The sequence below is a fragment of the Candidatus Dedyshia acidiphila genome, from assembly GCF_051025295.1.
Classification (GTDB): Bacteria; Acidobacteriota; Terriglobia; order Terriglobales; family Acidobacteriaceae; genus KBS-83.
This window is the reverse complement of sequence record NZ_JBMGJV010000054.1, coordinates 1-23,807: the sequence shown is the minus strand read 5'-3', so window position 1 is coordinate 23,807 and position 23,807 is coordinate 1. Positions and strand designations below refer to the sequence as shown.

The following is a 23,807-nucleotide window of genomic DNA, read 5'->3' as shown; positions in this document are numbered from 1 at the left end:
GGGGGGGGGCCTACCTTCACTGGACCACAGTTCTGCCAAGAATGGTAGCCGGGCAAGGGGCCCGATTCAACACGGGTACCCCTACATATTGTGGATAAGGAGTCCGCAATTCCGAGCCGTAGCGGGGCTGGTCCGAATAGGGGTAGTGGGTCCCACTCAGGTGTTCTCCCAGGGAAGGGAAAGATATGGAGAGGCGCCGCATCTTAAGGGCAGGGTGCCAAGCCGATCGTCCTGTGTGGCGGGGCGGTGACGACCCAAGTTCGAGGAGCTCTCCCGCAGACTCATGGATCGCTACAAACGGCCCTTTCTCCAGACCCTATACGCATTGGCCACCATTCAGTTCGTCTGGTGCTATCTCTGGCTGGTTCGTCCTTACGTACAGACGGTCTGGTACGAGCACGGCGAAGAGCGGATGCCCTTCCAGGGGCGGCTCCTGATGATGTACCCGATGCAGTGGGCGCACAGCAACGGCCCGCTGGTACGCATCTCAGAATGGTTGTCGCGCTACATCTTCTGGTTTCCGCGTGTGGTCTCGCCAGAGGTGCTGGTGCAGGCGGCGATCAGCATCGGCTGCCTGTGGGTGACGGGCTGGGCCGCGACCCGCGTCTACGAAGGAGCGTCGGAGCGCCGTCTGCTCACTCCGCTGATCTATCCCCTCGTGCTGATCCTGTGTGTCACCACCTACGTGCTGCACACCATCCAGAACTTCCGTTTCATCTATGACCTGCCCAGCCTCGCCTTCTTCTCGCTGGCCTTGTATGTTCTTTACTTCCGTAAGCCGATCGGCTGGTTCGTGGCGATTTTCATGGTCGCCACCGTCAATCGTGAGACGACGCTTCTGCTGCTGTCGTTCTTCCTGCTGGATCGCGCCGTAGTTCATGGCCGGCTGGACTGGCGGCGCCTGTATGCCTGGTCCAGCCTGCGGGTAGCCATACCGCTGGGAATCTTCTGGGCTGGCTGGCAGCTCTGGATCCATCACCTGTTCACGCACAATCGGTCGGAGATGTACTCGCGCATGCCGCAGAACCTAACGTTCTTTGTGCTGCCGCAGGCATGGCCCCAGTTGCTGGGTGGCTGCTGCTACCTGCTGCCGATCGTGTTTCTGTTCCGCCGCGACCTGCGCGATCCGCGGCTGCGCGCCTGGTTGTGGGTGCTGCCCGCGTGGTTCGGCTTCATGTTCGTCTACGGCATCCTGATCGAGACGCGAATCTTTGGCGAACTGATCTCGTACGTCGCCATCGCGGGCGCGCTGATCACCGAGACGGTGCTGACGCGGCAGGTTCACGTAAGCGACGCGGCGCCCGAGCCGCTGCGGCTCGAGAGCACGTTGCGCGACGCGGCTTAGGGCTTCTGGGTGGGGCGCATCCGCACCTCGCTGATGAAGGACTGTGGCGGCTGGGTGACGAGCATGGCGACCACGCCAGCCACATCTTCGGCCTGCAGCATGCGGCTGCGATCTTTGGCGCCTCCGCCGAAGCTGGTGTTCACCGAGCCGGGCGCGACGACCGACACGCGGATGTTGTGCGCGCGCAGTTCCTCTGCCGCCGAGTAGGTCAGCCCGTTCAGTGCCCATTTTGAAGCCGCGTACGCTGCTCCGTTTGGGAGCGGTCCCTGCCCAGCCAGCGACGAGATGTTCACGATGAAGCCGCCGCCACGCGCGATCATGCCAGGCACAAGAGCTCGCATCAATAGATAGGGCGCGCGCACGTTGGTTGCGAACGTCGCGTCGAAGGCGGCGGGATCGGTCTCGTGCAACGGCTGGCCCATCCGGCCGATCCCGGCGGCGTTGACCAGGATGGCGCAGCCTGCGGCGCCAACGCGCTCACGCAGTTCGTCAACAGCATCGAGTGAGGAGAGATCGCAGACGATGCTCTCGGCCGTGCCGCCCCGGACGGCGATCTCGTTCTGAATTTCCGCGAGCGCGGCAGGATCACGGGCCAGTAGAAGCACGCTCGCGCCGAGTGCGCTCAATCGCAGCGCGACGGCGCGACCGATGCCGCGGGATGCGCCGGTGACCAGGGCATAGGTACCGGTGAGGCGGGAAGAGGCGGAGTCAGAAGCGTTCATGGTGGTGGGATGATGGCGAGGGAGCGATTGCCTCGCTGCGCTAGAACTACTACCTCCGGAGCAATAGGTCGGGAGTTCGCTGTGCGCTTCATCCAGATCTCTTGTGCAAGCGAGCGCATGGGCCAGTCAACGCAAAGGAGCCGTTACGCATCTCTAACGATGGCCGGCTCGCATCGGTGCGTGTGATTCAAGCACGCGCAGTTGCGACCACCTGCAGGAGGCCGTATGCTTGCGCCCGGGCGAAGTCGGTTCATATAATCCACCAACGTTGCCGCGCCGTTATCTCCCCGGGACAAACACGACCTCCGCATCCCTTAGCTGTTCGCCGGGGACAAGTGGATTCTGCGGACTATCGACTTGCAGGTATGATCCTCTAACTCACCGCTGCACGTCTTTCTAGGAGCACTGAATGAAGAAGGTCGCCTTAGCTTCTCTGCTGGCCGTTGCGACCAGCACGCTGTGTGCCACGCCTTTTGCCCTGGCCCAAGCCCCCGCTGCCCCAGCCGCTGGCGGTGCCCAGAGCGGTGGTCAACAGCAGATCACGATCAAGGATCCCGCCGAGTACAACGACTACTCGAATGCGATCAGCCAATCGTCCCCGGCTGCCAAGGCCTCGGCGATCGAGGCATTCCTGACGAAGTATCCCAACTCGGTCGTGAAGCCAGAGATGCTGGAGCAGCTGATGGCTGCCTACCAGCAGGCCGGCAACATGGATAAGACGGTTGACGCGGCGAACCGCCTGCTGCAGAGCGATCCGAACAACCTGCGCGCGCTGGCGATCACCGTCTATATCAAGAAGCAGCAGGCAGCAGCGAAGCCCACGCCGGCCGAGCAGCAGCCACTGCTGGACGAGGCAGCCGCGAACGCGCAGAAGGGGCTCGCCGCCACAAAGCCGGCCAACATGGCCGATGCCGACTTCCAGAAGCTGAAGACCGCGACCACCCCGATCTTCTACAGCGCGATCGCGCTCGACGACCAGGCGAAGAAGGATTTCCCCGGGGCGGAAGACAACTTCAAGAAGGAACTGCAGGCGACCGATCCGGCACAGACGCAGACTGGACCCGCGCTCAACGACACCTATCTACTCGGCCAGGCGTACGCGCAGCAGCAGCCGCCTGATCTGAAGAACGCTGTCTGGTTCCTGACGCGCGCTGCCTCGTTCGCGCCGCCGGCTGCGAAGGACCAGATTGAGAAGGCCGCCGAGTATTACTACAACAAGTACCACGGCAGCATGGAAGGGTTCGACCAGGTGAAGTCGCAAGTCACGCAGTCCGTCCTGCCGCCGGATACCTACAACCCGACCGCCGCGCCGCCGCCGCCGTCGCCGGCCGATCAGGCTGCGCAGGTGGTTTCGAGCACGCCGGATCTGAAAACGCTGAACCTGAACGACAAGGAGTTCATCCTCTTCAACGGCAAGCCCGAGGATGCAGGCAAGATGTGGGACACGATGAAGGAGCAGACCTACGCCATTCCGGGTAAGGTCATCTCCGCCACGCCGCAGTCCGTGCAGCTTGCGGTGACGGACGATGCGAAGGCCTCGAACACGGCAGACTTCACGATCAACATGAAGAAGCCGCTTGAGACCCCACCAGCGATCGGGACGATGGTGACCTACGATGCCACGTTCGATTCCTACACGCAGAACCCGAAGATGGTCGTACTCAAGGACGGTGCTCCTCAGGCTGCGGAGAGGCGCGCTCCCGCACGCCGCGCCCCAGTGCGTCGTCGCAGCGCTCAGTAACGGTAGCTGTCGTAAGCAGCAAAGCAGAGCGGCCTTCGGGCCGCTCTGCTGCTTTCCGGGCACGGCTTCCGCGAGAAGCCGGGTGGTAGATTGGCTCCTATGGCGCTGGCAGAAAAACGTGGCAACGATGGCGCGCGACGTCGGCGGATCGCCGCGCTTGCTGTGCTGCTGGTCTCATTCACGGCCGCGAGCCACGCCCAGTTCCATCGCCACCGCAACGGACTGCCCCCACCAGGGCAGGACGAGCAGGATGCGGCGTTGCGCGCGCACGAGCGCACACTGCCGGTGCTCGACCCGGCCCAGATGCGGCCGGAGGATCGCGCGCTGCTGCAGCAGCGCGAAGTCGACGTGAGTCGCGCGGCCGCGTTCTACGGATTCGATATCAGCGACAGCCACTGGACCTATCAGCAGGTTCTCTGTCATTCGCTGCCGGATCACCTCATCCTGAGCTTCGGCAGTGACAGTGCAGAGCATGGCGCGTCGCATTTCATGGCCGTCGTGCCCGCGAACGGCGACAAAGTGCAGGTGGTCACGGAGTTCGCGCATGGATTGCTGCCCTTCCGCGCAGCGTGGGAGAAGAGCGCGGCCTACCAGGCATTCAACCATATGGCAGAGACCGATCGTGGCGAGCACGCCCTGTCCGGCGAGTCGCACTGGCTGAACCTCGGCATGTGTTTTGTCGCACTGACGGGACAGTTGCCCCATGTGGGGCAGCCGGCCATGGATCTGGCTGCGTCTGAAGCGCTGGCGAAGCGCAATGGCACCATGCCGACGATCCTCATTGAGCCGGGGAAGTCCGCTGAGGTTCGCTTCAGCGATGTGTCCAACGAGCGGCAGACAGGGAACTGGAGCCTGCGGTTCGACGGCAAAGGCCGGCTGGTGAAGGCGCAGCTCGATGCAGTGAAGCCGGGCCCCGTGACCACGTCACCGATCCTGCCGCTGCCCACTCCGGTTCAGCCTGACTAGCCTTCGTTGCTCGCAGACTGACACGCCGGACGACCGCTCATCACTATGCTTTGACTGCTTCAAGCAGCCGCCCTTCCCAGCCCTTCGGCGGAGGTCGGGTTGCACCATCGCCGGTATACTGAGTGGTTGTTCTCAGACGCTCTCTGCCTCTCATGCCCTTGCTCTGGTTGCGTGTCGCAGCTGCCATGTACGCCCTTGCCAGTGCCACGGTCGTTCCCGCCGTGCTGTACGGGCAGCGTCGTCTGGAGCGGGTGTCACTGCCTGCCTCAGGCGCAGGGTTCTTCTTCCACCTGGTCGCGGTGACTGAGTTGATGGTGGCGGCGCATCATTATCTGCCGCTTGGCTGGGTAGAGGTGCAGGCCACGCTGGCATTGCTGATCGTGCTCGCGTACCTGATGGTGTATGCGTTCTATCGCACGGCTGCTTTCGGGATTTTCGCGCTGCCGCTCGCGCTGATCGTGATGCTGGCTCCAGCCATGGGCACGAACACCAGCAGCTTCGTCACACCAGAGATGCGCTCCGGCTGGCTGGTCCTGCACGTTAGCGCGTTGCTGGCGGCGTATACGGCCCTGCTGTTCAGCCTGCTGGCCAGCGTGCTCTATCTTGCGCAGGAGCGCCGGCTCAAGCAAAAGCAGGGCATCGGCTTTCTTGCCTGGCTGCCTCCGCTCGAAACCATTGACCGCATCGGCTACCTGAGCCTGCTGATCGGCTTTCCCTGCATGACGCTTGGGCTGCTGGCCGGGTCGTTCATCGCGCAGCAGAGCGTTGGCTCGGCGTACTTCCTCGATCCCAAGGTGCTGCTCTCGTTCGGCATGTGGGGCGTCTACATCCTGATGCTGCTGGTGCGCCGCAGCACGGGCCTGCGGGGCCGCCGCGCGATCTATCTTTCGAGCGTGGTCTTCCTCGTCGTGCTCAGCGTGTGGGCGGCCAATCAGTTCAGCTCAGTGCACAGGTTCCCGGCGCCATGACGATTCGTCTGCTCGGCGTGAACCACCGCACCGCGCCCATCGAGCTGCGCGAGCGGCTGGCCATTGCGCCGGACGCGCTGGCCGAGGCGACACGTCGTCTGCTCAGCACCCCGGGCGTGCGCGAGGGGATGATCGTCTCGACCTGCAATCGCGTCGAGCTGGTCACCTGCTGCGACCAGGATGCGCCCGACGCGATGAGCTTCCTCGGAAGCTACTTTTCGCTCGATGCGGAAGCGCTGCGTCCGCACCTCTACATGTACGAGGATCAGGAGGCTGTGCGGCACCTGTTCCGCGTAGCGTCGAGCCTCGATTCGATGGTGCTGGGCGAGCCGCAGATCCTGGGTCAGGTGAAGGGCGCCTATGCCACGGCCCGCTCGGTTGGGGCGGTGCAGAGCTCACTCGAACGCCTGCTGCAGACCACGTTTGCGGTCGCGAAGCGCGTGCGCACCGAGACGCAGATCGGAGCGTCTTCGGTTTCGATCGCCTCCGTCGCAGTGGATCTTGCGAAGAAGATCTTCGGCTCGCTCGATGGCAAGTCGGTGCTGCTGGTGGGCGCCGGGAAGATGAGCGAGCTGGCAGCGCGTCACTTGATCCAGCAAGGCGCCGCATCGTTTCTGATCGCGAATCGCACCTTCGAGCGCGCTGTACATCTCGCACAGACTTTTCAGGGTCGCGCGGTTCGCTTTGAAGATCTGTATGCGATCGCCGACCAGGCAGATATCGTGATTACCTCGACTGGCGCGCCGCAGCCCATCTTCCGCAGGGAGCAGGTGCAGCAGTTCCTGCAGCGCCGTCGACACCGGCCCATGTTCTTCATCGACATCGCTGTGCCGCGGGATGTCGTGCCCGAGGTGAATCGGCTGGAAGGCGCATTCCTGTATGACATCGACGATCTGCAGTCTGTCGCCGCCTCGCACCTCACGGAGCGGAGCCGCGGAGCCACGGAGGCAGAGGCGATCGTCCAGGCCGAGGTGGACCGCTTCGCCACAGGGCAGCAGACGCGCGGCGCTGTGCCGGCCATTGTCTCGCTGCAGCAGTCGATGGAAGAGCTGCGGCAGGGCGAACTGCGCCGCATGCAGGGCAAGCTGCAGGGTCTCACTCCAGAACAGCGCGCTGCAGTGGACGCGCTGACCCGCGGACTGATCAACAAGGTGATGCATCAGCCGCTCAAGACGCTCAAGTCCGCTGCCCGGGACGGTGACGCGGCCGTGCTCGATGCGGTGCGGCAGATCTTCGGCCTCGCGCCGGAAGAGACGATGGCAGCGGCCCCTTCGACAGTGGAACTGGTGAAGGCCGATGCCGCTGTGGAAGCGACTGATCCTGTCGAGGCCACACGCCGTTGATTCGCATTGGCTCGCGCGGTTCGCAACTCGCACTCTGGCAGGCTCACCACGTGGCCGCCCGACTGCGTGATGCTGCAGAAGAGGTCGAGATCCAGACCATCACGACGACCGGCGATCGGCTGCAGGGTGTGCCGTTCGCGCGTGTCGGGTCCAAAGGCATGTTTACGAAGGAGATCGAGGAGGCCCTGTTCGCAGGCACGGTCGATCTCGCCGTCCATAGCCTGAAAGATCTGCCCACTGAACTTGCCGAGCCATTCGTCATCGCGGCAGTGACAAAGCGTGTCGACCCGCGTGACGTGCTGGTCTCGCGCGATTATGCCGGCGTGGACGCGCTGCCGGCCGGGGCTCGCGTGGGCACCAGCAGCCTGCGTCGACAGTCGCAGTTACGAGCACGCTGGCCGAAGCTGGAATATGTGGAGTTGCGCGGGAACATCGACACGCGTCTGCGCAAGGTTGCCGAGGGCCAGGTGAGCGCCGCCATTCTTGCGGCCGCCGGTCTTGACCGGCTGGACCTTACGGAGTGGGTGAGGGCGCGTTTTTCTGCTGAGGTGCTGTGTCCCGCGCCGGGGCAGGGTGCACTCGCGATCGAGTGCCGCGCAACGGACGAGCGCACGCGTGCGCTGCTGGCTCCGCTCGATGATCCCGAGACGCGCTTCGCCATCACCGCGGAGCGTACGGCACTGGCGGCTCTGGGCGGTGGGTGCCAGGTCCCGATTGGCGCCTATTGCCACCGTGACCGTGGCGAGTGGGGTATCGTTGGCTGCGTCTCGTCTCCGGATGGTGCAGTGGTCCTGCGTGCCGAGGAGCATGGCGCGAATGCAGTCGAGATGGGGAGCCGTTTGGCCGACAGTCTGCTGCGCCAGGGAGCGCTCACGCTGCTGGCGCAGCAGAGCACGCAGCCGTGAGTCCAGGACCGCTGGCTGGACGACGCATCGTGATCACGCGGGCGGAACGGCAGAGCGGCGGGTTGCAGTCGCTGCTTGAGCGCGAAGGCGCAGAGGTGCTGCTGCTGCCGACGATTGAGACGGCGCCGCCCACCTCCTATGCGCCGCTGGATGAGGCGCTCACGAAGGCAGCAGAGTTCGACTGGCTGGTTGTGACCAGTGCGAACGCGGTGCGTGCGATTGCTGAGCGTCTTGCGCACCTAGGATTCAATGCGCGCGCGTTGGCCCATTTGCGGGTTGCGGTGATTGGTTCTGCGACAGCGGCCGCGCTTGAACCGCTGCAACTCAAGGCCGACCTGATCCCGGAGCGCGCTGTCGGCGAAGCTCTCGCCGCGGCACTGGCTCCGCTGGTGCGCGGCAAACGCGTGCTGCTGGTGCGCGCCGCCGCCGCACGCGATGTCGTGCCTGAGACGCTGGCTGCTGCTGGCGGTCACGTCACTATCGCCGACGCGTACCGCACGGTGATTCCGGAGGACGCAGGTAGACGGGCGCGGGCGCTCTTCGCGAACGAGGCGTTGCCCAACGCAATCGTGTTCACCAGCGGCTCAACGGTGACGCATCTGGTCGCGGTGCTCGAGCAGGAGCAGCTCGCGCTTTCCTCTGACATCGCGTGCATTTCTATCGGTCCGATCACGTCCGCAGCACTGCGCGATGCGGGCCTGCGGGTCACGGCAGAGGCAGAGAGCGCGAATCTAGAGTCGCTAGTTGCTGTGTGTGTGCGGCTGCTGGGGCTGGGGACTGCGCTGGCTTAGCCGGGGTGACTCGACCAGGTCTTGTCGTTCGAGTCGCACTCGCGCTCGATCGTGCAGTCCACGCAACGCGGCTTCCGCGCGATGCACACTGCCCGTCCATGCAGGATCAGTTCATGGCTGAATGCGATCCAGTGGTCCTTGGGGATGATCTTCTGCAGATCCAGTTCCACTTTCACCGGCTCGGTGTTGGCGGTCAGTTCCAGGCGACGTGATAGCCGAAGCACATGCGTGTCCACCACCACCCCGTCGGCGATGCCATACGCGACGCCGAGCACGACGTTGCCGGTCTTGCGCGCGACGCCGGGCAGGGTGAGTAGCTCTTCCATGGTGCGCGGCACCTTGCCACCGAAGCGCTCCACCACAGCTTTGGCTGCGCCGGAGATCGACTTCGCCTTGTTGCGGAAGAAGCCCGTCGTTCGAATCAGGTCTTCGAGCACCGGCAACTGCGCCTGTGCCATGGCGGCGGGCGTGGGGAAGGCGCGAAACAGCGCCGGCGTGACCATATTGACGCGCGCATCCGTGCACTGGGCAGAGAGGATCGTTGCAACCAGCAGCTCCCAAGCATTCGAATGCATGAGCGCGCAATTCGCGCCGGGGTAGGCCTGCCCGAGATGGTCGAGGATGATCGCGATGCGCTCGGGCGAGGTCTTGAGCTTCGGCTTGCGCGACTTCTTCGCCACAACAGGAGCGGCGGCCTTGGCAGGCCGCCGTGCTCCTGCCTTCTTTGCTGCTGGTGCTGGTTTCCGAGGAGGCATCGTGATCAGCCGAGGCGGTCGAGCATCGCCTCTGGCGTCATGCGGATGCAAGTGTAGATCGGCGTGTCCTTCAGTGTGTACATGCTGATCTCGGTCTCCCGCAGTTGCTGCACAAGGTCGAGGAAATCTTCGGGGTAGTTGCTCTCAAAGGCGACCACGAACTCCTGGTCATCGATGCCGAATGAGTATGTAGTGTTCAGCTTCACTCGCGGATACAGATGGCCGACGCGGATGTGCTCGTTCATCAGGCGCTGCCGCTCCTCGATCGGAAGCAGGTACCAGGAGCGCGTCTTCCAGAACGGATAGATGAAGATGTACTTCTGGCCGCCGGGACGGATCGCGCCGCGCGAATCGTGCTGCCCCTCATGCTCGTGGCCAATCAGGTACTGCGAACGTTTGGTCATCGCGATGTAGTTGTTTGCAACCTGGAGATAGCCGCCGAGCGGTGTCGCCATCAGGTCGCCCATCATCTCGCTCAGGTCGTCGGGCGTGTAGCAGATGCGCCAGAGCACCATGTCGCAATCGGGGCGCAGTCCCACGGTCGAGTAGGTGAGCGACAACAGCCGGCCAGGCTGGTTCCAGCGCTGCAGCACTTCGGCGAACTGGCGCTTGTGTTCAACGCGCTCGGCTGCGGGCAGGCGACGCCACTCCGGCATAACTTTCAGGAAGGTGAAGCCGATCATCTGCCGCCGAATAGGCTTCTCGGCCTTGCTTTCATGCGCCTGCGCCGGGGCATCGGCAGTGGTCTTCGGCGCGAGGGTCTCTGTCTCAGCCATAACACGTACTCCTCCCTTCGATGGTAGCAGGCAGGGACGGCCGGCGAGCGCGCGCACGAGAGCCGGATCAACAGCCGCAGCCCGGCATTATGATTCCCGTGCACGCGGTCGGAGGTCAGAACATGGGTGCGAACGGGAAGATCTGCTACATCGAACTGCCGGCCACGGACCCCGCAGCGTCCGCCGCCTTCTATCGCGAGGTGTTTGGCTGGAAGATCCGCAAGCGCGGCGATGGCGCGCTCGCCTTCGACGATGCGACCGGTCAGGTGAGTGGGGCGTTCCGGCCTGGCCGCACACCGGCGGATCCAGGGCTGGTCGTGTACATCATGGTCGACAATGTCACCACCGCGGTCGACAAGCTCGTTGCGCACGGAGGCGTGCTGGTGCAGCCAGTCGGTGGTGACGCTCCGGAGATCACGGCGCGGTTTCGCGATCCCGGGGGCAACGTTCTCGGCCTCTACCAGGAACCGGAGAAGCACCGGTCAGATCACTCCCTGCAAGTGGAGTGAGGCTGAGCCGCGATTGCACTCAGCGACGATGGCGGCCGCCGAAGTTCAGCCCGAACTTCGGCGCAGTATTTGTGCCGCTGACGGAGACGGGAATCTCTGCGCCCGCACCGTGCTTGTGGAAGAAGGGATCGACGCCCTTCAGCAGCAGTGACTTCCACCAGCTCGCCGTCATCTGCGAGAGCCGTGCATCGGTCCGTACTGTGCCGGTGAAGTCGAACTGCCGGCCATCCAGGGTGTAGGCTCCCGCCAACGCCACGTTGGCGCCCGGCAGGTCGTAGTCGAGGCGGGGAAACGCGAGCTGGCCGCGTGCCAGAGCGAAGCTGCCACTGATCTGCGATGGTACGTTTGGTGCGCCGGGGTTGGCCTGGTCGGGATGGCCCTGCGCGCGCACGCTCAACATGTCCACCTTGTCCTGCACCTTGCGATTGCTGAAGTGCACGGTATGCATGGCGAAGTGGCCCCGCACCTCGATGCGGCGGGAGACGCTCTCCTGGCCGGGCGGAATGATGAGTCGCGCCTTCATGCGCAGCCGTCCGGACAGGATCGGCGGTTGTGTCTTGACCGCGACCTGGAGGAAGTCGCGGACCTGGCCGTCGGGGATGTCGACATCGAGATCGATGCGATGGCCGCGCCCATTCTCGTTGACGATCTTGCCGCGGCACGTGAAGGCAGACGACCCAAGCCTCGCGCGCACCGCGTCGAGATATGTGTCGCCACTGGTGCCGTCCACGATGGCATGGAAATCCGTGTGCAGCGGCACGGGGTGACGAGCAGAGTCGAGCTCGAACGCTGGTGTGTCCGTCGCACCATCGACGACGATGCGATCGAGTTGGCCACTGAAGCTGCCGGTCGAGGTCAGGATGCCGCCGAGTCCGCGGATGGTGTTCATCTCCACGTGGTCGAACAAGTAGTCGCCGGTCACGGGGGAGTCGCCCGGGTTGTCGCGATTCCACGGACCGAAGCTGCCGGTGGCATGAATCTCGCCGCGGGGCAGCGCGTTGATGAGCGTGGCATCGTAGGGCCACGGACGATCGGCGCCGAAGTCGTGCAGTGCGATGTGATCGAGTTTGAAGAGCTTCGGCGTGGCCCCGGGCTTGGCCGTGCCAATCACGAGCTCCGAGTCGTTGCAGATGATGTGATCGACGAGAATCTTGATCCGGGCGTGCTGTTTGCGCTTTGTTTTCGCCTGCACGCGGTATTGCTTCGCGGGGATGTAGATGTGCGACCCCGTTACGGTGACGCTACCGACATGCATCGGCCGGATGAAGAGGCTCAGGATCGAGGTGTGGAATGTGAAGCGATCCACTTCGATCAGCGGGTGAGTCGCGCCTGCGGCGACCACATCGTCAGTCGGGTAGATACGCAGATGCTGGCCCGTCACATTGAGTCCGCGCAGCACCGAGACGTCCACCGACTCGAGCTCCACCTTGCTGTCGAAGCGAGCGCTGAGCGTCTCGATCACACGCCCGCGCAGGATCGGGGCAGCACGATCGAGCAGGATCGCGGTCACCAGGCCGAGTGTGAGCGCAGAGAGCGACAGGATGACAGCAACCCAGGACCAGAGTCGCCGCCTGCTGAACCTGCGCTTCGCCGGGTGCGGGTCGCTCGTATGCATCTCCTTGCGGGACGGATGCGGATTGCGTCTAGTTCGATGCGGTGGCCAGGAAAACGGCGTCGCAACGCAGAAGGGTGCGCGCCTTCGCGCGGATGAGCCGACGGTATACTCAGCCGAACATGACCGAGAAGATCCTGGCAGTTCTGGCCCACTTCATCATCGCGGTGATCTCCGCATCCGGCTACGCCGGCATCGCCCTGCTGATGGGGATCGAGTCGGCGTGCGTTCCGCTGCCGTCCGAGATCATCATGCCCTTCGCGGGGTACCTGGTGCACACCGGGCAGCTGAAGCTGATCTGGGTGGCGACGGCCGGCGCGATCGGCTGCAACCTGGGTTCTATAGTGGCGTACTGGATCGGCCGCATCGGTGGCCGGCCGCTGGTCGAGCGCTTTGGGCGCTATGTCCTGCTGAGCCGGCATGACCTCGACCGGGTGACTCATTATTTTGAACGTTTCGGGGGCATCACGGTGTTTGTCGGCCGGCTGCTACCAGTCGTGCGGACGTTTATCGCTCTGCCCGCCGGCATTGCGCGCATGCCGCAGTTGCGGTTTCACATCTACACCTTCCTCGGCTCCTGGCCATGGTGCTACGTGCTGGCCTACGTCGGCATGCAGCTTGGGGAGCACTGGGACTCCGACCCGCGCTTCAAGGCGGTCTTCCACCGCTTTCACTTTGCGGTGGAGTTGGTGCTGGTCGCCGGCATCGTCTGGTTCGTCTGGAGCCACTGGCGGGGACGCATGCGCACTTCTGACGCCGCAGCCTGAGCCTTGCCACTTCACTCGAGGTTGGGCGACAGGTGTTTCGGCGTGGCATTTGCCAAAGGTGCGCGCGAGCCTCAGACTAAGGGTTTGAGTTTAGGCACGTACTGATGAAGGGGATGGACCAGCACGCAATGACCAGTTCGAAAGACGGCGGCCAGGCAGCCGCTGCGGCACAGACGATCGCGCCCGCCAAGGGCAAATTGGGAGTGATGATTCCGGGGATGGGCGCGGTTGCGACCACGCTGATCGCAGGCGTGGAGGCAGTGCGCCGTGGCTTCGCGAAGCCGATCGGCTCCGTAACCCAGATGGGCACCATCCGGCTGGGCAAGCGCACTGACAATCACACTCCGTTGATCCGCGACTTCGTGCCGCTGGCCAAGCTGGACGACATCATCTTCACCGGCTGGGACATCTTCGGCGAGAACATGTACGAGGCGGCGCGCACCGCGGCAGTGCTCGAGCGCGATCACCTGGAGCAGATTCGCCCCTTTCTCGAAGGCATTCAGCCGATGCCGGCCGTCTTCGACCAGCATTATGTAAAGCGCCTCACCGGCAAGCAGGTGAAGCAGGGCCGCTCCAAGTGCGACCTGGCGCAGCAGGTGCGGGACGACATCCAGGCGTTCAAGACGAAGACAGACCGCCAGGTGATGATCTGGTGCGGATCGACAGAAATTTTTCTCGAACTCGCCCCGTGTCACCAGACACTCGAAGCGTTCGAGAAGGGGCTGCTCGAGGACGATCCGGCGATCGCGCCGTCCCAGATCTATGCCTACGCCGCGCTCAGCGAAGGCATTCCCTTCGCGAACGGCGCGCCGAACCTAACGGTCGACGTTCCGGCGCTGCTTGAGCTCTCGCGAAAGACCGGCGCCCCGATCTGCGGCAAGGACTTCAAGACCGGCCAGACGCTGATCAAGACGGTTCTATCGCCAGCCTTCAAGGCGCGCATGCTCGGCGTCAGCGGCTGGTACTCGACCAATATTCTCGGCAACCGGGATGGAGAAGTACTCGACGACCCCGAGTCGTTCAAGACCAAAGAAGAGTCGAAGCTGGGCGTTCTTGACTTCATCCTGCAGCCGGAGCTCTACCCTGACCTCTACGGTGACATTTACCACAAGGTGCGGATTAACTATTACCCGCCACGTGGTGACAACAAAGAGGGTTGGGACAATATCGACATCTTCGGCTGGCTCGGCTACCCGATGCAGATCAAGGTCGATTTCCTGTGCCGTGACTCCATCCTGGCCGCGCCGCTCGCGCTCGATTTGGTGCTCTTTCTCGACCTTGCCGCGCGCACGCCGGAGCTGAAACACCGCGGCATCCAGGAGTGGCTGAGCTTCTTCTTCAAGTCGCCGATGACGGCCGAGGGCCTCTACCCGGAGCACGACCTGTTCATCCAGTCGATGAAGCTGAAGAACACGCTGCGCCACATCATGGGCCAGGAGCTGATCACGCACCTCGGGCTCGAGTACTACGACTGATTCAGAGCACAAGCACGGAGAAGAGGCGACCCAGGGGCCGCCTCTTTCTTCAGCCGCGGTGGTCGTTGCGACCTGTCTTCGCCGCTGAAAGGCCGCGGTCTGGCGCGGACAACCCGCTCACGAATGGCGGCGTATCATGGTCTAAATAGCGGCTCCTCCCGAGCTGCCCGCCCGTTGGGCTGCCGGTGAGCGCGCTGTTTTCTGGGCGGTGTTCGCATGCGGGTATCACACACACACAAGCTTCTACTGCCGGCTCTGCTGGCCCTTGCCACCCTGACGTTGCAGGCTCAGACCGGCACGACGCCGGGCGGGATGCCTGGTTCGTCTCCGACGAGCTCCGGAGCACCGGCGGGCGCGCACGACCCTGGGCTGCCGCAAGCGACTCCGCAAGACACCACGCCAGCCAGCACCAGTCCTGACGCTGGCTCCGGCAAGGACCAGAAGTCCGGCAAGAAGGACAAAAAAGACAAGAAGAAGCAGGACGAGGCCGACGCGAAGCCGACCGCGGCAGAGGCTGCGGCGGTGCAGGACACGGCGATCCGAGCGCGCAAGAACACCGCGCCGACGCCAGGGCCGAACGGCGTGATGCCGGGCGTGAAGGCGGGCAGCATCGACGATGTGAACGCGGCCGGTACGCGTGACATCGGCGCGCGCGGCATGGGGAACTGGTACTCGACGGAGACGGAGATCAAGGAAGGCAAGTCCGTTTCGATGGAGGTCGAGCGCAGCGTCAAGTTCATCAACGATCCGGTGGTGACGGAGTACGTGAACCGCATCGGCCAGAACATCGTGAAGAACTCGGACGCGAAGGTGCCGTTCACGATCAAGGTGATCGACACGGACGAGATCAACGCGATGGCGTTGCCGGGCGGCTTCTTCTACGTCAACAGCGGGCTGCTGCTGGCCGCTGACAACGAAGCCGAGATGGCGGGCGTGATGGCGCACGAGATCGCGCACGTGGCGGCGCACCATGCGATGCGTGAGCAGACACGCATGAACTACGCCAACCTCGGCTCGATACCGCTGATGATCTTCCTGCCGTACAGCATGGCGGGCTATGGCATCTACGAGGCGACGCAGCTCGCCGTGCCGATCACGTTTCTGAAGTTCTCGCGCGAGTTCGAGTCCCAGGCAGATCTGCTTGGCGTTGAATACATGTACCGCGCCGGTTACGATCCGCAGGCGTTCGCGGCCTTCTTCGAGAAGATCCAGAACCTGCAGAAGACCAAGCCGGGGCTCGTTTCAAAGGCGTTCTCGGATCATCCGCAGACGCCCGATCGCATCGAGAGCACGCAGAATGAAATTGCGCACCTGCTGCCGCCCAAAGATGAGTATGTGATCACCACGTCGGAGTTCGACGAGGTAAAGGCGCGACTGGCCCGGATTGAAAACAAGCGCAAGCTGCGCGACGGGCAGGACCAGAAGAAGCCCTCATTGCGCCGCGCCAACAATGGGCAGAACGCGCCGGACGGTCAGACCAAGACGGACGACGATCGCCCGACGCTGCACCGCCGCGAAGACTAAGTCGATCGCAAGAAAACGAGGCGCACTGTTCTACTACTCCGAGGAGGAGGACAGTGCGCCTTGTTTTTGCCTGAAGCAGCGCACCTTTATCGCCGTGGACGCCGGCGATTCCATGCCCCGAAGAGAAGCGCCAGGCCAAGCAGGGACGCCGCGGGCACTGTGGTGAGTTCCGGATGATGCAGGGCGCGCACGAGAAGCGCACTTCCGACCAGTGCGCATAGAACACTGCAGATCGCGGGAATGGACCAGCGTACCGCTCGCGGCGACTTCGAGACACGATGGAAGCCGGTGTCGCCGACCCCGACACCCGGTCGCTGCGTCCCTCCAGGTCCGCTATTCATTCCACCCCCACAGCGTGTTCATCATTCATGCGACTCCTGCGACGTTCCGTCCGCTGCCTCGGATGCGGCTTTCGCCTGCCTGTCGGCCCTGCCCCTGAGAACGCCGAAGAACCTGCAACACCACCGGCGTCCTGGGTACGCGACCCGAAAGTCTCCTTGAGGACCGCCACGAAACAGGGTATATACAAGACGCCGGGTCTGCTTGCCCGGGAGGTTGTTCCCCCAAAGAGGACGCGAACCCCGATGAGCGAGCCCCGTGAAGTAATGGATATCCGCCAGGCTGCCGACTACCTCGGCATCAGTGCGGACACACTCTATAAATATGCCTCTGAGGGCTTCGTGCCTGCCTTCAAGCTCGGCAATCGCTGGCGCTTTCAGCGCTCGCGGCTGAACGACTGGATGGATCAGCAGAGCTCCGGCGGCACCACCGCTGTTCCCGCGTCTGAACCGAAAACGGCGACGCGGAGCAAGGCCAAGCCCGTGCAGAGCGTGCGGCCGGCGCGGCGCAAGAGCGCAGCCCGGTAGTTCCCAGCGTGAGTTCACAGTAAGGTAAGAGGGATGCTGCTGCGTCCTGTTTGCTTCCATTGCCCCCTCGCCGGTCGACCGGCATGATCCGTTCCGCGTCGAAGGATCCGGTGCCTGCTCGCGCCAACCACGCAGTGCGTCTGCGGCAACTGCGCGCGGCCATGGAGAGAGACCATGTGCCCGCATTGCTCGCGACGCACCTTCCGGATGTTCGCTACCTGTCTGGGTTCACCGGCTCGAATGCGGCTCTGGCGATCACGGCGAGCGAGGCTTGCCTGTTCACCGACGGTCGCTACACAACGCAGGCCGCAGCGGAGGTGCGCTCGGCTGCTGTTGCAATCGTGAAGGGCGGCGCGGCGGCTGAAGCGGCAAAGTGGCTCATCGCCTCAGGTGCGAAGCAAGTGTTCTATGACGGAACAACCACGACCGTTGCGGCATTGAGCGCACTCGAGACAGCGGTGAAAGCGGCGCGGAAGGGCAGCAAGGGAAGCGAGTCGAAGCGCATTCTGCAGGCATTGCGTGAGCCGCTCGTCGCCAACCAGCGGGTCGTCAAGGATGGGCGCGAGATCGAGTTGATGGCCGCTGCCGCCGCGCTCGGGGTGAAGCTCTTTGATCACATTCTTGGCGTGATGCGCCCTGGGATGACGGAGACCGCAGTCGCTGCTGAACTCGAATATCGCGCGCGCCTCGCCGGCGCAGAGGGTATGTCGTTCGCCACCATCGTTGCGAGCGGCGAGCGTTCCGCGCTGCCGCACGGAACTGCGTCGACGGCAAAGCTGCCGCGGCGCGGATTTGTCACGCTGGATTTCGGTGTTATTCTCAACGGTTATTGCTCGGACATGACGCGCACTGTGCACTTAGGCCGTGCCTCGCACGAGGAGCGGTCCGCGTACGACGCAGTGCTCGCTGCGCAGGAGCAAGCGGTTGAATGCGTGAAGGCGGGAATCGCTGCCGCCGATGTGGACCACGCCGCGCGCAGGGTGCTCGAGCAGGCCGGACTTGCGGAGTACTTCACACACTCCACCGGGCACGGCGTTGGGCTGGAGATCCACGAAGCGCCGCGCATCGGCGTCGGGCAGCAGACATTGCTAAGCCGGGGTATGGTCATTACCATCGAGCCTGGTGTGTACATGCCGGGCGCATTTGGTGTGCGGATTGAAGATACGGTCGTGGTGGAGCCGCGCGGCGCACGTGTGCTGACACCGGCGACCAAGGCGTGGATCGAGTTGTAAGCCGAGCCAGTTGGCACGGTTGATCTGGCACAAGGGAAGAGACTGGCACGCATGAATCCGGAAGAATTGGCAGAGCTCAAGGAGCTCATTGAGTTTTTAAAGAGCAGCGAGATCGGTGAGTTCGATCTGGAGCGCGGAGACCTGAAGATCCGGCTCAAGTTTGCGAGCGCGCTGCAGGCAGCGCAGCTTGCACAGTTCGCGCAAATGGCACCGCCGCCCGCGTTTCCACAGGCCGCGGTGGCGCACGCGCATCCCGGAGGCGCGCTCCCGGTCAGTCCTTCTGCTTCCGCAGAGTCGCCAGCTACCCCGGTCGATGAGGAAGCGGGGCTGCACATCGTCAAGTCACCGATCGTGGGCACGTTTTACGAATCGCCATCGCCGGGGTCCGCAGCGTTTGTGAAGGCTGGAGATTCGATCGAGAATGGCCAGGTGCTCTGCATCGTTGAAGCGATGAAGCTGATGAACGAGATCGAGTCGGACGTCTCTGGCGAGATCGTCAAGCGGCTGGTGACAAACGGCCAGCCGGTGGAGTACGGACAAAAACTGTTTGCCGTGCGACCGCGTTAAGCAAACCGGTGTGACGCGCTGCAGGACCCAACCTGCAGGACCGCGTGAAGGGAAGGCATGTTTCGGAAAGTCCTGATCGCCAATCGCGGCGAGATTGCGCTGCGTGTGATCTGCGCCTGCAAGGAACTAGGCATCCGCACGGTCGCCGTCTATAGTGAGGCCGATCGTAACTCTCTGCACGTTCGCTTCGCGGATGAGGCGATCTGCATTGGGCCGCCCCGCTCGGCCGAGAGCTATCTCAATGTGCCGGCGGTGATCTCCGCAGCAGAGATTGCTGATGTCGACGCCATTCATCCCGGCTACGGATTGCTGAGCGAGAACGCGAACTTCGCGGAGGTGTGCCGCGCCTCGAATATCAAGTTCATCGGACCGCCGCCCGAGGTGACGCGCCTGATGGGTGAGAAGGAAAAGGCACGCATGGCCATGAAGAAGGCCAAGGTGCCGATCCTGCCCGGATCTGAAGGTGTGATTCAGAGCGAGGGCGAAGCGCTCGAGTGGGCCAAGACGGTGGGCTATCCCGTCATCCTCAAGGCCTCGGCAGGCGGCGGTGGCCGCGGCATGCGCGTGATCCGCACGAAGGAAGAGCTGCCGGGGCTGTTCCATGCCGCGCAGACCGAGGCCGCGAATGCGTTCGGCAATGGCGACCTGTACATGGAGAAATTCATCGAGCAGCCGCGCCACATTGAATTTCAGGTGCTCGCGGATCAGCATGGCAAGGTGCTTTCGCTCGGTGAGCGTGAGTGCTCCATTCAGCGTCGGCATCAGAAGTTGATCGAAGAGGCGCCATCGTTGCAAGTCGATACGAAGATGCGCGCGGACATCGGCAAGACGATTCAGCGATGTCTCGAAGAGATCGGCTACCAGAATGCCGGCACCATCGAGTTTCTGATGGATGATGACGGCCAACTCTACTTCATCGAAATGAACACGCGCATTCAGGTGGAGCATCCGGTGACCGAGATGGTGACCGGCATCGACCTGGTGAAGGCGCAGTTGCGTATCGCGTGGGGTGAGAAGCTCTCGGAGATTTTGCCGGCAAACATTCCGATTCGCGGCCATGCGATCGAGTGCCGCGTGAACGCCGAGCATCCAGAGAAGTTCACGCCATCGGCAGGCCGCATCAGCGTGTTCAATGTGCCGGGTGGCAATGGCGTGCGCGTCGATACGGCACAGTATGCGGAAGGCTTCGTGCCGCCGTACTACGACTCACTGATCGCGAAGCTGATCGTGCACGGCGTCGACCGCGAAGAGGCGATGTCGCGCATGCAGCGCGCGCTCGAGATGTTCGTCGTCGAAGGCATTTACACCACGATCCCGCTGCACGCGGCAATCTTTGCCGATCCCGACTTTCGCGCTGGTCGCTTCGATACCAAATTCATGGAGCGGTTCTTTGAACGGCGCAAGGAGCAGGCGGCAGCGCTGGCTGCAGGGAAGTAGCAGTTAGCTGGCTGCCCGCAAGTCAACGATCTCCAGCTCAAGTCCGCCAAAGTCCGGATGTTCGTTCATGCGGATGCGATAGGCGAGGTCGATGCGGCTGCCGGGTGCAAGTGCGAGTGGAGCCACCCGCTCCGCCCAGCGCCAGCCGATCGCGCTCATGGTCACGCCTTCGCTTTGCAGCCGGAGTTTCACATGCTGTTCCTTGAGGAGCAGCGGCGTTGCGCTCAGCCGCAGGTTCCGCGCGGCAAAGACCGGCTCCTCGTTGCCCATCCCGTGCGGCTCCAACGTTCGTAGTGCCTGATAGAACGCGAGATCAATCTGCTCGATCGGCAGCTCCGCGCTGATGTCGAGCTTGCGCGCGAGCACCGCCGGGGTGAGCTTGACAGACGAGTGCATCAGCAGTCGTTCGCGGAGCTCCGCGACGCGCGGCGAAGCCAGCGAGAAGCCGACTGCGTGCGCATGTCCCCCGAACTTCAGGAAGACGTCGCGGCAGCTTTCTAGCGCTTCCAGCAGGTGAAAGCCGGGGATGGATCTACCGGATCCATTGGCCTCGCCATTCTCATGGCTGAGGACGAGGGCCGGGCGTCCCGTGCGTTCGACCACGCGTGACGCCAGGATGCCCAGGACGCCACGATGCCATCCGTCGCCATCGATCACGAGACAGCCCTCGTTGTCGGCAGGAAGCTGCCGGATCTGTAACTCGATCTGTTCCAGAACGGCTGCTTCGGTTGCGCGGCGCTCCGTGTTGAGTTGATCGAGTTTGCGCGCCAGCTCGGCAGCACGCGCTGGGTCGCGCGTGGTGAACAGCTCAACCACGTCAGACGCGACATCCATGCGCCCGGCTGCGTTGATGCGCGGGCCTATGCGGAAGCCGATGTCGCTGCTGGTCAGTGCGCGACGGGCGGGGTCCAGTTGAGCGACCTCAAACAACGCCCGCAGCCCAGGGTTGACCGGCCGAGCCAGACCAGCGATGCCGAGCGCCGCGATGGTGCGGTTCTCGCCCAGCAGCGGCACGGCGTCGGCGACCGTTGCGATCACCAGCATCTTGAGGAACGAGGGCAGCAGCCGATCACGCGCTCGCTGCGCGTCCTTTGCTTCGAGCAGAGCCTGAGCCAGCTTAAAGGCCACGCCTGCGCCGCACAGATGCTTGCAGGGGTATGCACAGTCAGTCTGGTTCGGGTTGAGCACCGCCAGCGCGCGGGGGACGCCCAGCGCTGCCTCGGGCAGGTGGTGATCGGTGACGATCAGATCCAGCCCGAGCCGGGCTGCTTCCTCCGCAGCCGCGAAGGCGCGTATGCCGGTATCGACTGAAATGACGAGGCGCACGCCTTCTGCGGAAGCGCGAGTGAGCACCTCGGCCTGCATGCCGTAGCCATCGCGCAGCCGATGCGGGATGTGGAAGCGCACGCTGCCGCCGAGCAGCTCGATGGCGGTCTTCAGCAGCACGATTGCGGTGGTGCCGTCGACGTCGTAGTCGCCATAGATCAGGATCGACTCGCGAGTGGCGATCGCCTGCTGGATGCGGGCCACTGCGACGGCCATGCCGTGCAGTGCGTACGGGTCCAGCAGGTGATCGAGCGATGGTCGAAGAAAGCGAGCGGCTTCGGCCGCATCGCTCACCCCACGCTCCAGCAGCAGGCCAGCGACGGCGGCGGGGATGTCCGCGCTTTCGGCGAGCTCTGCAGCCTGAGCTGCATGAGGCGAGGGAGTGCGCCACTCTGCGTAGAGCGGCGCGTAGGACGCAGGCTCCGCTGCTATGGCCGGAGCAGGGGAACTGCTCGCGACTGCTGACAGCGGCAGAGGGAGTTCGGGGAGGGGGCCGGCGCTGCCAGGGAGAGTGGTCAAACGAATACCGACGCTAGTCCTCGTCCTCGTCTTCGTCGATGACGATGTCGCCGACACTCTCGAGCGACTCGAGCAGTTGCTGGTAGCGGTCGTACCACTCGGTCGAGCTCTCATGCAGGAACATGATGCCCTGGTGCGCGAAGCCGAGCTGGACGAAGCCGGTCTTGCCGACATAGTTGACGAGGTACTCGGCGTCGTCGGAGTCGGGCACATCGTCGGGGAAGTTGAAATCGCGGAGGTCTTCCAGCAGCGACTGCAGATCGTCCTTCTCGAGCGTGATATCGCTCATGGTGACAAAGGGTGCCTGGGCGGCCTTGGCCATCTCGACGAAGTCCTTCCAGCTATCCGGGTTCTGATCGTCTTCCCAAAGCACGGAGGCGACGTCCTCCATCACGAAGCCGGGCAGCCGCTTCATGCCATGGCCTTCGATGAACGCGATCATGTCGTCCTTCAGGGAGTTGAGGTTGTCTGGCGGCATCATTCGTCGCCTATTCTCGCAGATGACCGGTGCGCGACGAACGAGAGTGCGAGGAAAACGAGGCCACCCGTTCGCCCGATCGATGGGCCCGGAGCATTGCGCAAGCGTCGAAGCTCCGTCGGCGAAGGTCCGCCGGCGTGCGGAAACCCGCGGCAATACTGACCGTTTGCGCGCCTACAGGCGTGGGCGCCTGCCCCGGAGCAGGGGCATTCAATGTGCTATAGTCCGAGACAGAACCGATGATCTTTTCGAATGAATATGTGGGCTACCTGGCTCGCAGAACCGTACGCGGACTGCTGGATGCCAAGGTGATCAAGACCACAAAGCCCCAGCTTCTGGCCGAGCGGGTCAGCGCCGGCTTGATCGACGAGCTCAAGCTCGAAGACCGCATTAACGAAGAGGTCCGCCTCATCCTCGAGACCTACCAGGAAGACATGCGGCGCACGGGTGCGAGCTATCCGGAGATGTTCAAAAAGGTGAAGACCGAGTTGGCCCGCAAGTACAAGGCGGTCCTGTGAGGATCTCCCGCGACAAGCTGAACAAGCTGGCGCACGTGGTCGCCGACACGCTGGCGGACACGGATGAATGCGAGTTCCAGGAGGACCGCAACACCGTCCGCCAGGAAGCGCGCAAGGTTCTGGAAACGGTGCTGATGGAAGAGCTCAGAATCGATCAGGCAGCGCGGCTGAAGATTTCCTCGCAGCGGCGCATCATCCCCGAGGGCTCGATGGAGTGGGACATCCTCTATCGCAAGTACTACAACGAGGAAGTGAAGAAGCTCGGCATCTGAGCCGCCTGGCGGCTTTCTCGAGGCCGGGAAGTTTGTTAAAGTGATCTAAGTGGGCGCCCGCCCACCGGACGTTGTGGCGCTATCGTTCAGGGGTTAGGACGCGGCCCTCTCAAGGCTGAAACATGGGTTCGATTCCCATTAGCGCTACCAAGTATCGTTGATTCTGCATAGCTCTTTGCAGCGCGTTCCCGATCCGGGAAATTGCCCCTGATTTGTTCCTTCCGACTCCTTCGCCTGCCCGTTCAGGTGCTGTTTTCCTGCACGACTGCTGCGAGTGGGGTGCATCGATTGCCTTCGGCAGCAAGTCAGTCTGCTGCGGCTGTCTCGCAAGTGCCACAGGGCACACACCTTCCCTGAACCTTCGTACCCTTTCATTATAGTTTTCGCCTGCAA

At 63.4% G+C, this 23,807-nt stretch carries 23 protein-coding genes and 1 tRNA gene; 18 read left to right on the top strand and 6 right to left on the bottom strand.

The window, feature by feature from the left end; genetic code table 11:
• The first annotated feature begins 283 nt into the window (after window positions 1-283).
• On the top strand, window positions 284-1,345 hold the full coding sequence (locus AC5IJH_RS16835) for a hypothetical protein (protein ID WP_491903987.1): 1,062 nt from the start codon (window positions 284-286) through the stop codon (window positions 1,343-1,345).
• Here AC5IJH_RS16835 and AC5IJH_RS16830 read toward each other — a convergent pair.
• Window positions 1,342-2,067: an SDR family oxidoreductase gene (locus AC5IJH_RS16830; RefSeq protein WP_491903986.1), complete on the bottom strand. Its 726-nt coding sequence runs from the start codon at window positions 2,065-2,067 to the stop codon at window positions 1,342-1,344. The two genes, AC5IJH_RS16835 and AC5IJH_RS16830, sit on opposite strands and share 4 nt — an antisense overlap.
• 409 nt (window positions 2,068-2,476) lie before the next feature.
• On the opposite strand from AC5IJH_RS16830, the gene AC5IJH_RS16825 reads away from it, so the two are divergent.
• From AC5IJH_RS16825 to AC5IJH_RS16800, 6 genes are all read left to right on the top strand, one after another.
• Window positions 2,477-3,808, top strand: coding sequence for a tetratricopeptide repeat protein (locus AC5IJH_RS16825; protein WP_491903985.1), 1,332 nt, complete (start codon window positions 2,477-2,479; stop codon window positions 3,806-3,808).
• A 99-nt stretch (window positions 3,809-3,907) separates the two neighbouring features.
• Entirely contained in the window at window positions 3,908-4,774 is an 867-nt protein-coding gene (locus tag AC5IJH_RS16820; RefSeq protein ID WP_491903984.1) for a hypothetical protein, read from the top strand.
• A gap of 152 nt (window positions 4,775-4,926) precedes the next feature.
• A complete protein-coding gene (locus AC5IJH_RS16815; protein WP_491903983.1) occupies window positions 4,927-5,742 on the top strand; it encodes a cytochrome C assembly family protein in 816 nt (271 codons plus the stop codon).
• Window positions 5,739-7,085 (top strand): glutamyl-tRNA reductase, encoded by a 1,347-nt coding sequence (gene hemA / locus AC5IJH_RS16810; RefSeq protein ID WP_491903982.1) that lies wholly within the window; start codon window positions 5,739-5,741, stop codon window positions 7,083-7,085. Before AC5IJH_RS16815 ends, hemA begins: the two co-directional genes overlap by 4 nt.
• Entirely contained in the window at window positions 7,082-7,990 is a 909-nt protein-coding gene (gene hemC / locus AC5IJH_RS16805) for a hydroxymethylbilane synthase (RefSeq protein WP_491903981.1), read from the top strand. The genes hemA and hemC overlap by 4 nt, the downstream gene beginning before the upstream one ends.
• Window positions 7,987-8,781 carry a uroporphyrinogen-III synthase gene (locus AC5IJH_RS16800; protein ID WP_491903980.1) on the top strand — a complete coding sequence of 265 codons (795 nt, stop codon included), beginning with the start codon at window positions 7,987-7,989 and terminating at the stop codon, window positions 8,779-8,781. Before hemC ends, AC5IJH_RS16800 begins: the two co-directional genes overlap by 4 nt.
• Here the strand turns inward: AC5IJH_RS16800 and nth are convergent.
• Window positions 8,778-9,536, bottom strand: a complete 759-nt coding sequence (nth, locus tag AC5IJH_RS16795; protein WP_491903979.1) for an endonuclease III — start codon at window positions 9,534-9,536, stop codon at window positions 8,778-8,780. The two genes, AC5IJH_RS16800 and nth, sit on opposite strands and share 4 nt — an antisense overlap.
• A 5-nt stretch (window positions 9,537-9,541) precedes the next feature.
• Window positions 9,542-10,312, bottom strand: a complete 771-nt coding sequence (locus tag AC5IJH_RS16790) for a chlorite dismutase family protein (protein ID WP_491903978.1) — start codon at window positions 10,310-10,312, stop codon at window positions 9,542-9,544.
• A 98-nt stretch (window positions 10,313-10,410) separates the two neighbouring features.
• Here AC5IJH_RS16790 and AC5IJH_RS16785 point away from each other — a divergent pair, with 98 nt between their 5' ends.
• Window positions 10,411-10,821, top strand: coding sequence for a VOC family protein (locus AC5IJH_RS16785; RefSeq protein ID WP_491903977.1), 411 nt, complete (start codon window positions 10,411-10,413; stop codon window positions 10,819-10,821).
• A 19-nt stretch (window positions 10,822-10,840) separates the two neighbouring features.
• Here AC5IJH_RS16785 and AC5IJH_RS16780 read toward each other — a convergent pair whose 3' ends face one another.
• Entirely contained in the window at window positions 10,841-12,436 is a 1,596-nt protein-coding gene (locus tag AC5IJH_RS16780; protein WP_491903976.1) for an AsmA family protein, read from the bottom strand.
• 119 nt (window positions 12,437-12,555) lie between these two features.
• Between AC5IJH_RS16780 and AC5IJH_RS16775 the strand changes: the two genes are divergently transcribed.
• From AC5IJH_RS16775 to accC, 7 genes are all read left to right on the top strand, one after another.
• Window positions 12,556-13,200 carry a DedA family protein gene (locus tag AC5IJH_RS16775; protein WP_491903975.1) on the top strand — a complete coding sequence of 215 codons (645 nt, stop codon included), beginning with the start codon at window positions 12,556-12,558 and terminating at the stop codon, window positions 13,198-13,200.
• Window positions 13,201-13,328: 128 nt separating this feature from the next.
• The gene (locus AC5IJH_RS16770) at window positions 13,329-14,675 is read left to right on the top strand and encodes an inositol-3-phosphate synthase (protein ID WP_491903974.1); all 1,347 of its coding nucleotides are present in this window, start codon (window positions 13,329-13,331) and stop codon (window positions 14,673-14,675) included.
• 216 nt (window positions 14,676-14,891) lie between these two features.
• Window positions 14,892-16,199 (top strand): M48 family metallopeptidase, encoded by a 1,308-nt coding sequence (locus AC5IJH_RS16765; RefSeq protein WP_491903973.1) that lies wholly within the window; start codon window positions 14,892-14,894, stop codon window positions 16,197-16,199.
• Window positions 16,200-16,783: 584 nt separating this feature from the next.
• Window positions 16,784-17,065, top strand: coding sequence for a helix-turn-helix domain-containing protein (locus AC5IJH_RS16760; protein WP_491903972.1), 282 nt, complete (start codon window positions 16,784-16,786; stop codon window positions 17,063-17,065).
• An 83-nt stretch (window positions 17,066-17,148) separates the two neighbouring features.
• Window positions 17,149-18,297, top strand: coding sequence for a M24 family metallopeptidase (locus AC5IJH_RS16755; RefSeq protein WP_491903971.1), 1,149 nt, complete (start codon window positions 17,149-17,151; stop codon window positions 18,295-18,297).
• Between the two features lie 51 nt (window positions 18,298-18,348).
• Entirely contained in the window at window positions 18,349-18,864 is a 516-nt protein-coding gene (gene accB, locus AC5IJH_RS16750) for an acetyl-CoA carboxylase biotin carboxyl carrier protein (protein ID WP_491903970.1), read from the top strand.
• 57 nt (window positions 18,865-18,921) lie between these two features.
• Window positions 18,922-20,301 (top strand): acetyl-CoA carboxylase biotin carboxylase subunit, encoded by a 1,380-nt coding sequence (gene accC / locus AC5IJH_RS16745; RefSeq protein WP_491903969.1) that lies wholly within the window; start codon window positions 18,922-18,924, stop codon window positions 20,299-20,301.
• Between the two features lie 3 nt (window positions 20,302-20,304).
• Here accC and recJ read toward each other — a convergent pair whose 3' ends face one another.
• Window positions 20,305-22,059, bottom strand: a complete 1,755-nt coding sequence (recJ, locus tag AC5IJH_RS16740) for a single-stranded-DNA-specific exonuclease RecJ (RefSeq protein WP_491903988.1) — start codon at window positions 22,057-22,059, stop codon at window positions 20,305-20,307.
• A 100-nt stretch (window positions 22,060-22,159) separates the two neighbouring features.
• The gene (locus tag AC5IJH_RS16735) at window positions 22,160-22,627 is read right to left on the bottom strand and encodes a hypothetical protein (RefSeq protein ID WP_491903968.1); all 468 of its coding nucleotides are present in this window, start codon (window positions 22,625-22,627) and stop codon (window positions 22,160-22,162) included.
• 236 nt (window positions 22,628-22,863) lie between these two features.
• On the opposite strand from AC5IJH_RS16735, the gene AC5IJH_RS16730 reads away from it, so the two are divergent.
• The 3 genes from AC5IJH_RS16730 (at window position 22,864) to AC5IJH_RS16720 (ending at window position 23,564) form a co-directional block, all read left to right on the top strand.
• On the top strand, window positions 22,864-23,142 hold the full coding sequence (locus tag AC5IJH_RS16730) for a DUF507 family protein (RefSeq protein ID WP_491903967.1): 279 nt from the start codon (window positions 22,864-22,866) through the stop codon (window positions 23,140-23,142).
• Window positions 23,139-23,414 (top strand): DUF507 family protein, encoded by a 276-nt coding sequence (locus AC5IJH_RS16725; protein WP_491903966.1) that lies wholly within the window; start codon window positions 23,139-23,141, stop codon window positions 23,412-23,414. The genes AC5IJH_RS16730 and AC5IJH_RS16725 overlap by 4 nt, the downstream gene beginning before the upstream one ends.
• A gap of 75 nt (window positions 23,415-23,489) precedes the next feature.
• Window positions 23,490-23,564 (top strand) — tRNA-Glu (locus AC5IJH_RS16720).
• Window positions 23,565-23,807: the final 243 nt, after the last annotated feature.

Bases quoted from the DNA above. Each gene is read 5' to 3' on its own strand.
- AC5IJH_RS16835 (WP_491903987.1), top strand. From the start codon at position 284: ATGGATCGCTACAAACGGCCCTTTCTCCAGACCCTATACGCATTGGCC.
- AC5IJH_RS16830 (WP_491903986.1), bottom strand. From the start codon at position 2,067: ATGAACGCTTCTGACTCCGCCTCTTCCCGCCTCACCGGTACCTATGCC.
- AC5IJH_RS16825 (WP_491903985.1), top strand. From the start codon at position 2,477: ATGAAGAAGGTCGCCTTAGCTTCTCTGCTGGCCGTTGCGACCAGCACG.
- AC5IJH_RS16820 (WP_491903984.1), top strand. From the start codon at position 3,908: ATGGCGCTGGCAGAAAAACGTGGCAACGATGGCGCGCGACGTCGGCGG.
- AC5IJH_RS16815 (WP_491903983.1), top strand. From the start codon at position 4,927: ATGCCCTTGCTCTGGTTGCGTGTCGCAGCTGCCATGTACGCCCTTGCC.
- hemA (WP_491903982.1), top strand. From the start codon at position 5,739: ATGACGATTCGTCTGCTCGGCGTGAACCACCGCACCGCGCCCATCGAG.
- nth (WP_491903979.1), bottom strand. From the start codon at position 9,536: ATGCCTCCTCGGAAACCAGCACCAGCAGCAAAGAAGGCAGGAGCACGG.
- AC5IJH_RS16790 (WP_491903978.1), bottom strand. From the start codon at position 10,312: ATGGCTGAGACAGAGACCCTCGCGCCGAAGACCACTGCCGATGCCCCG.
- AC5IJH_RS16780 (WP_491903976.1), bottom strand. From the start codon at position 12,436: ATGCATACGAGCGACCCGCACCCGGCGAAGCGCAGGTTCAGCAGGCGG.
- AC5IJH_RS16775 (WP_491903975.1), top strand. From the start codon at position 12,556: ATGACCGAGAAGATCCTGGCAGTTCTGGCCCACTTCATCATCGCGGTG.
- AC5IJH_RS16770 (WP_491903974.1), top strand. From the start codon at position 13,329: ATGACCAGTTCGAAAGACGGCGGCCAGGCAGCCGCTGCGGCACAGACG.
- AC5IJH_RS16765 (WP_491903973.1), top strand. From the start codon at position 14,892: ATGCGGGTATCACACACACACAAGCTTCTACTGCCGGCTCTGCTGGCC.
- AC5IJH_RS16760 (WP_491903972.1), top strand. From the start codon at position 16,784: ATGAGCGAGCCCCGTGAAGTAATGGATATCCGCCAGGCTGCCGACTAC.
- AC5IJH_RS16755 (WP_491903971.1), top strand. From the start codon at position 17,149: ATGATCCGTTCCGCGTCGAAGGATCCGGTGCCTGCTCGCGCCAACCAC.
- accB (WP_491903970.1), top strand. From the start codon at position 18,349: ATGAATCCGGAAGAATTGGCAGAGCTCAAGGAGCTCATTGAGTTTTTA.
- accC (WP_491903969.1), top strand. From the start codon at position 18,922: ATGTTTCGGAAAGTCCTGATCGCCAATCGCGGCGAGATTGCGCTGCGT.
- AC5IJH_RS16735 (WP_491903968.1), bottom strand. From the start codon at position 22,627: ATGATGCCGCCAGACAACCTCAACTCCCTGAAGGACGACATGATCGCG.
- AC5IJH_RS16730 (WP_491903967.1), top strand. From the start codon at position 22,864: ATGATCTTTTCGAATGAATATGTGGGCTACCTGGCTCGCAGAACCGTA.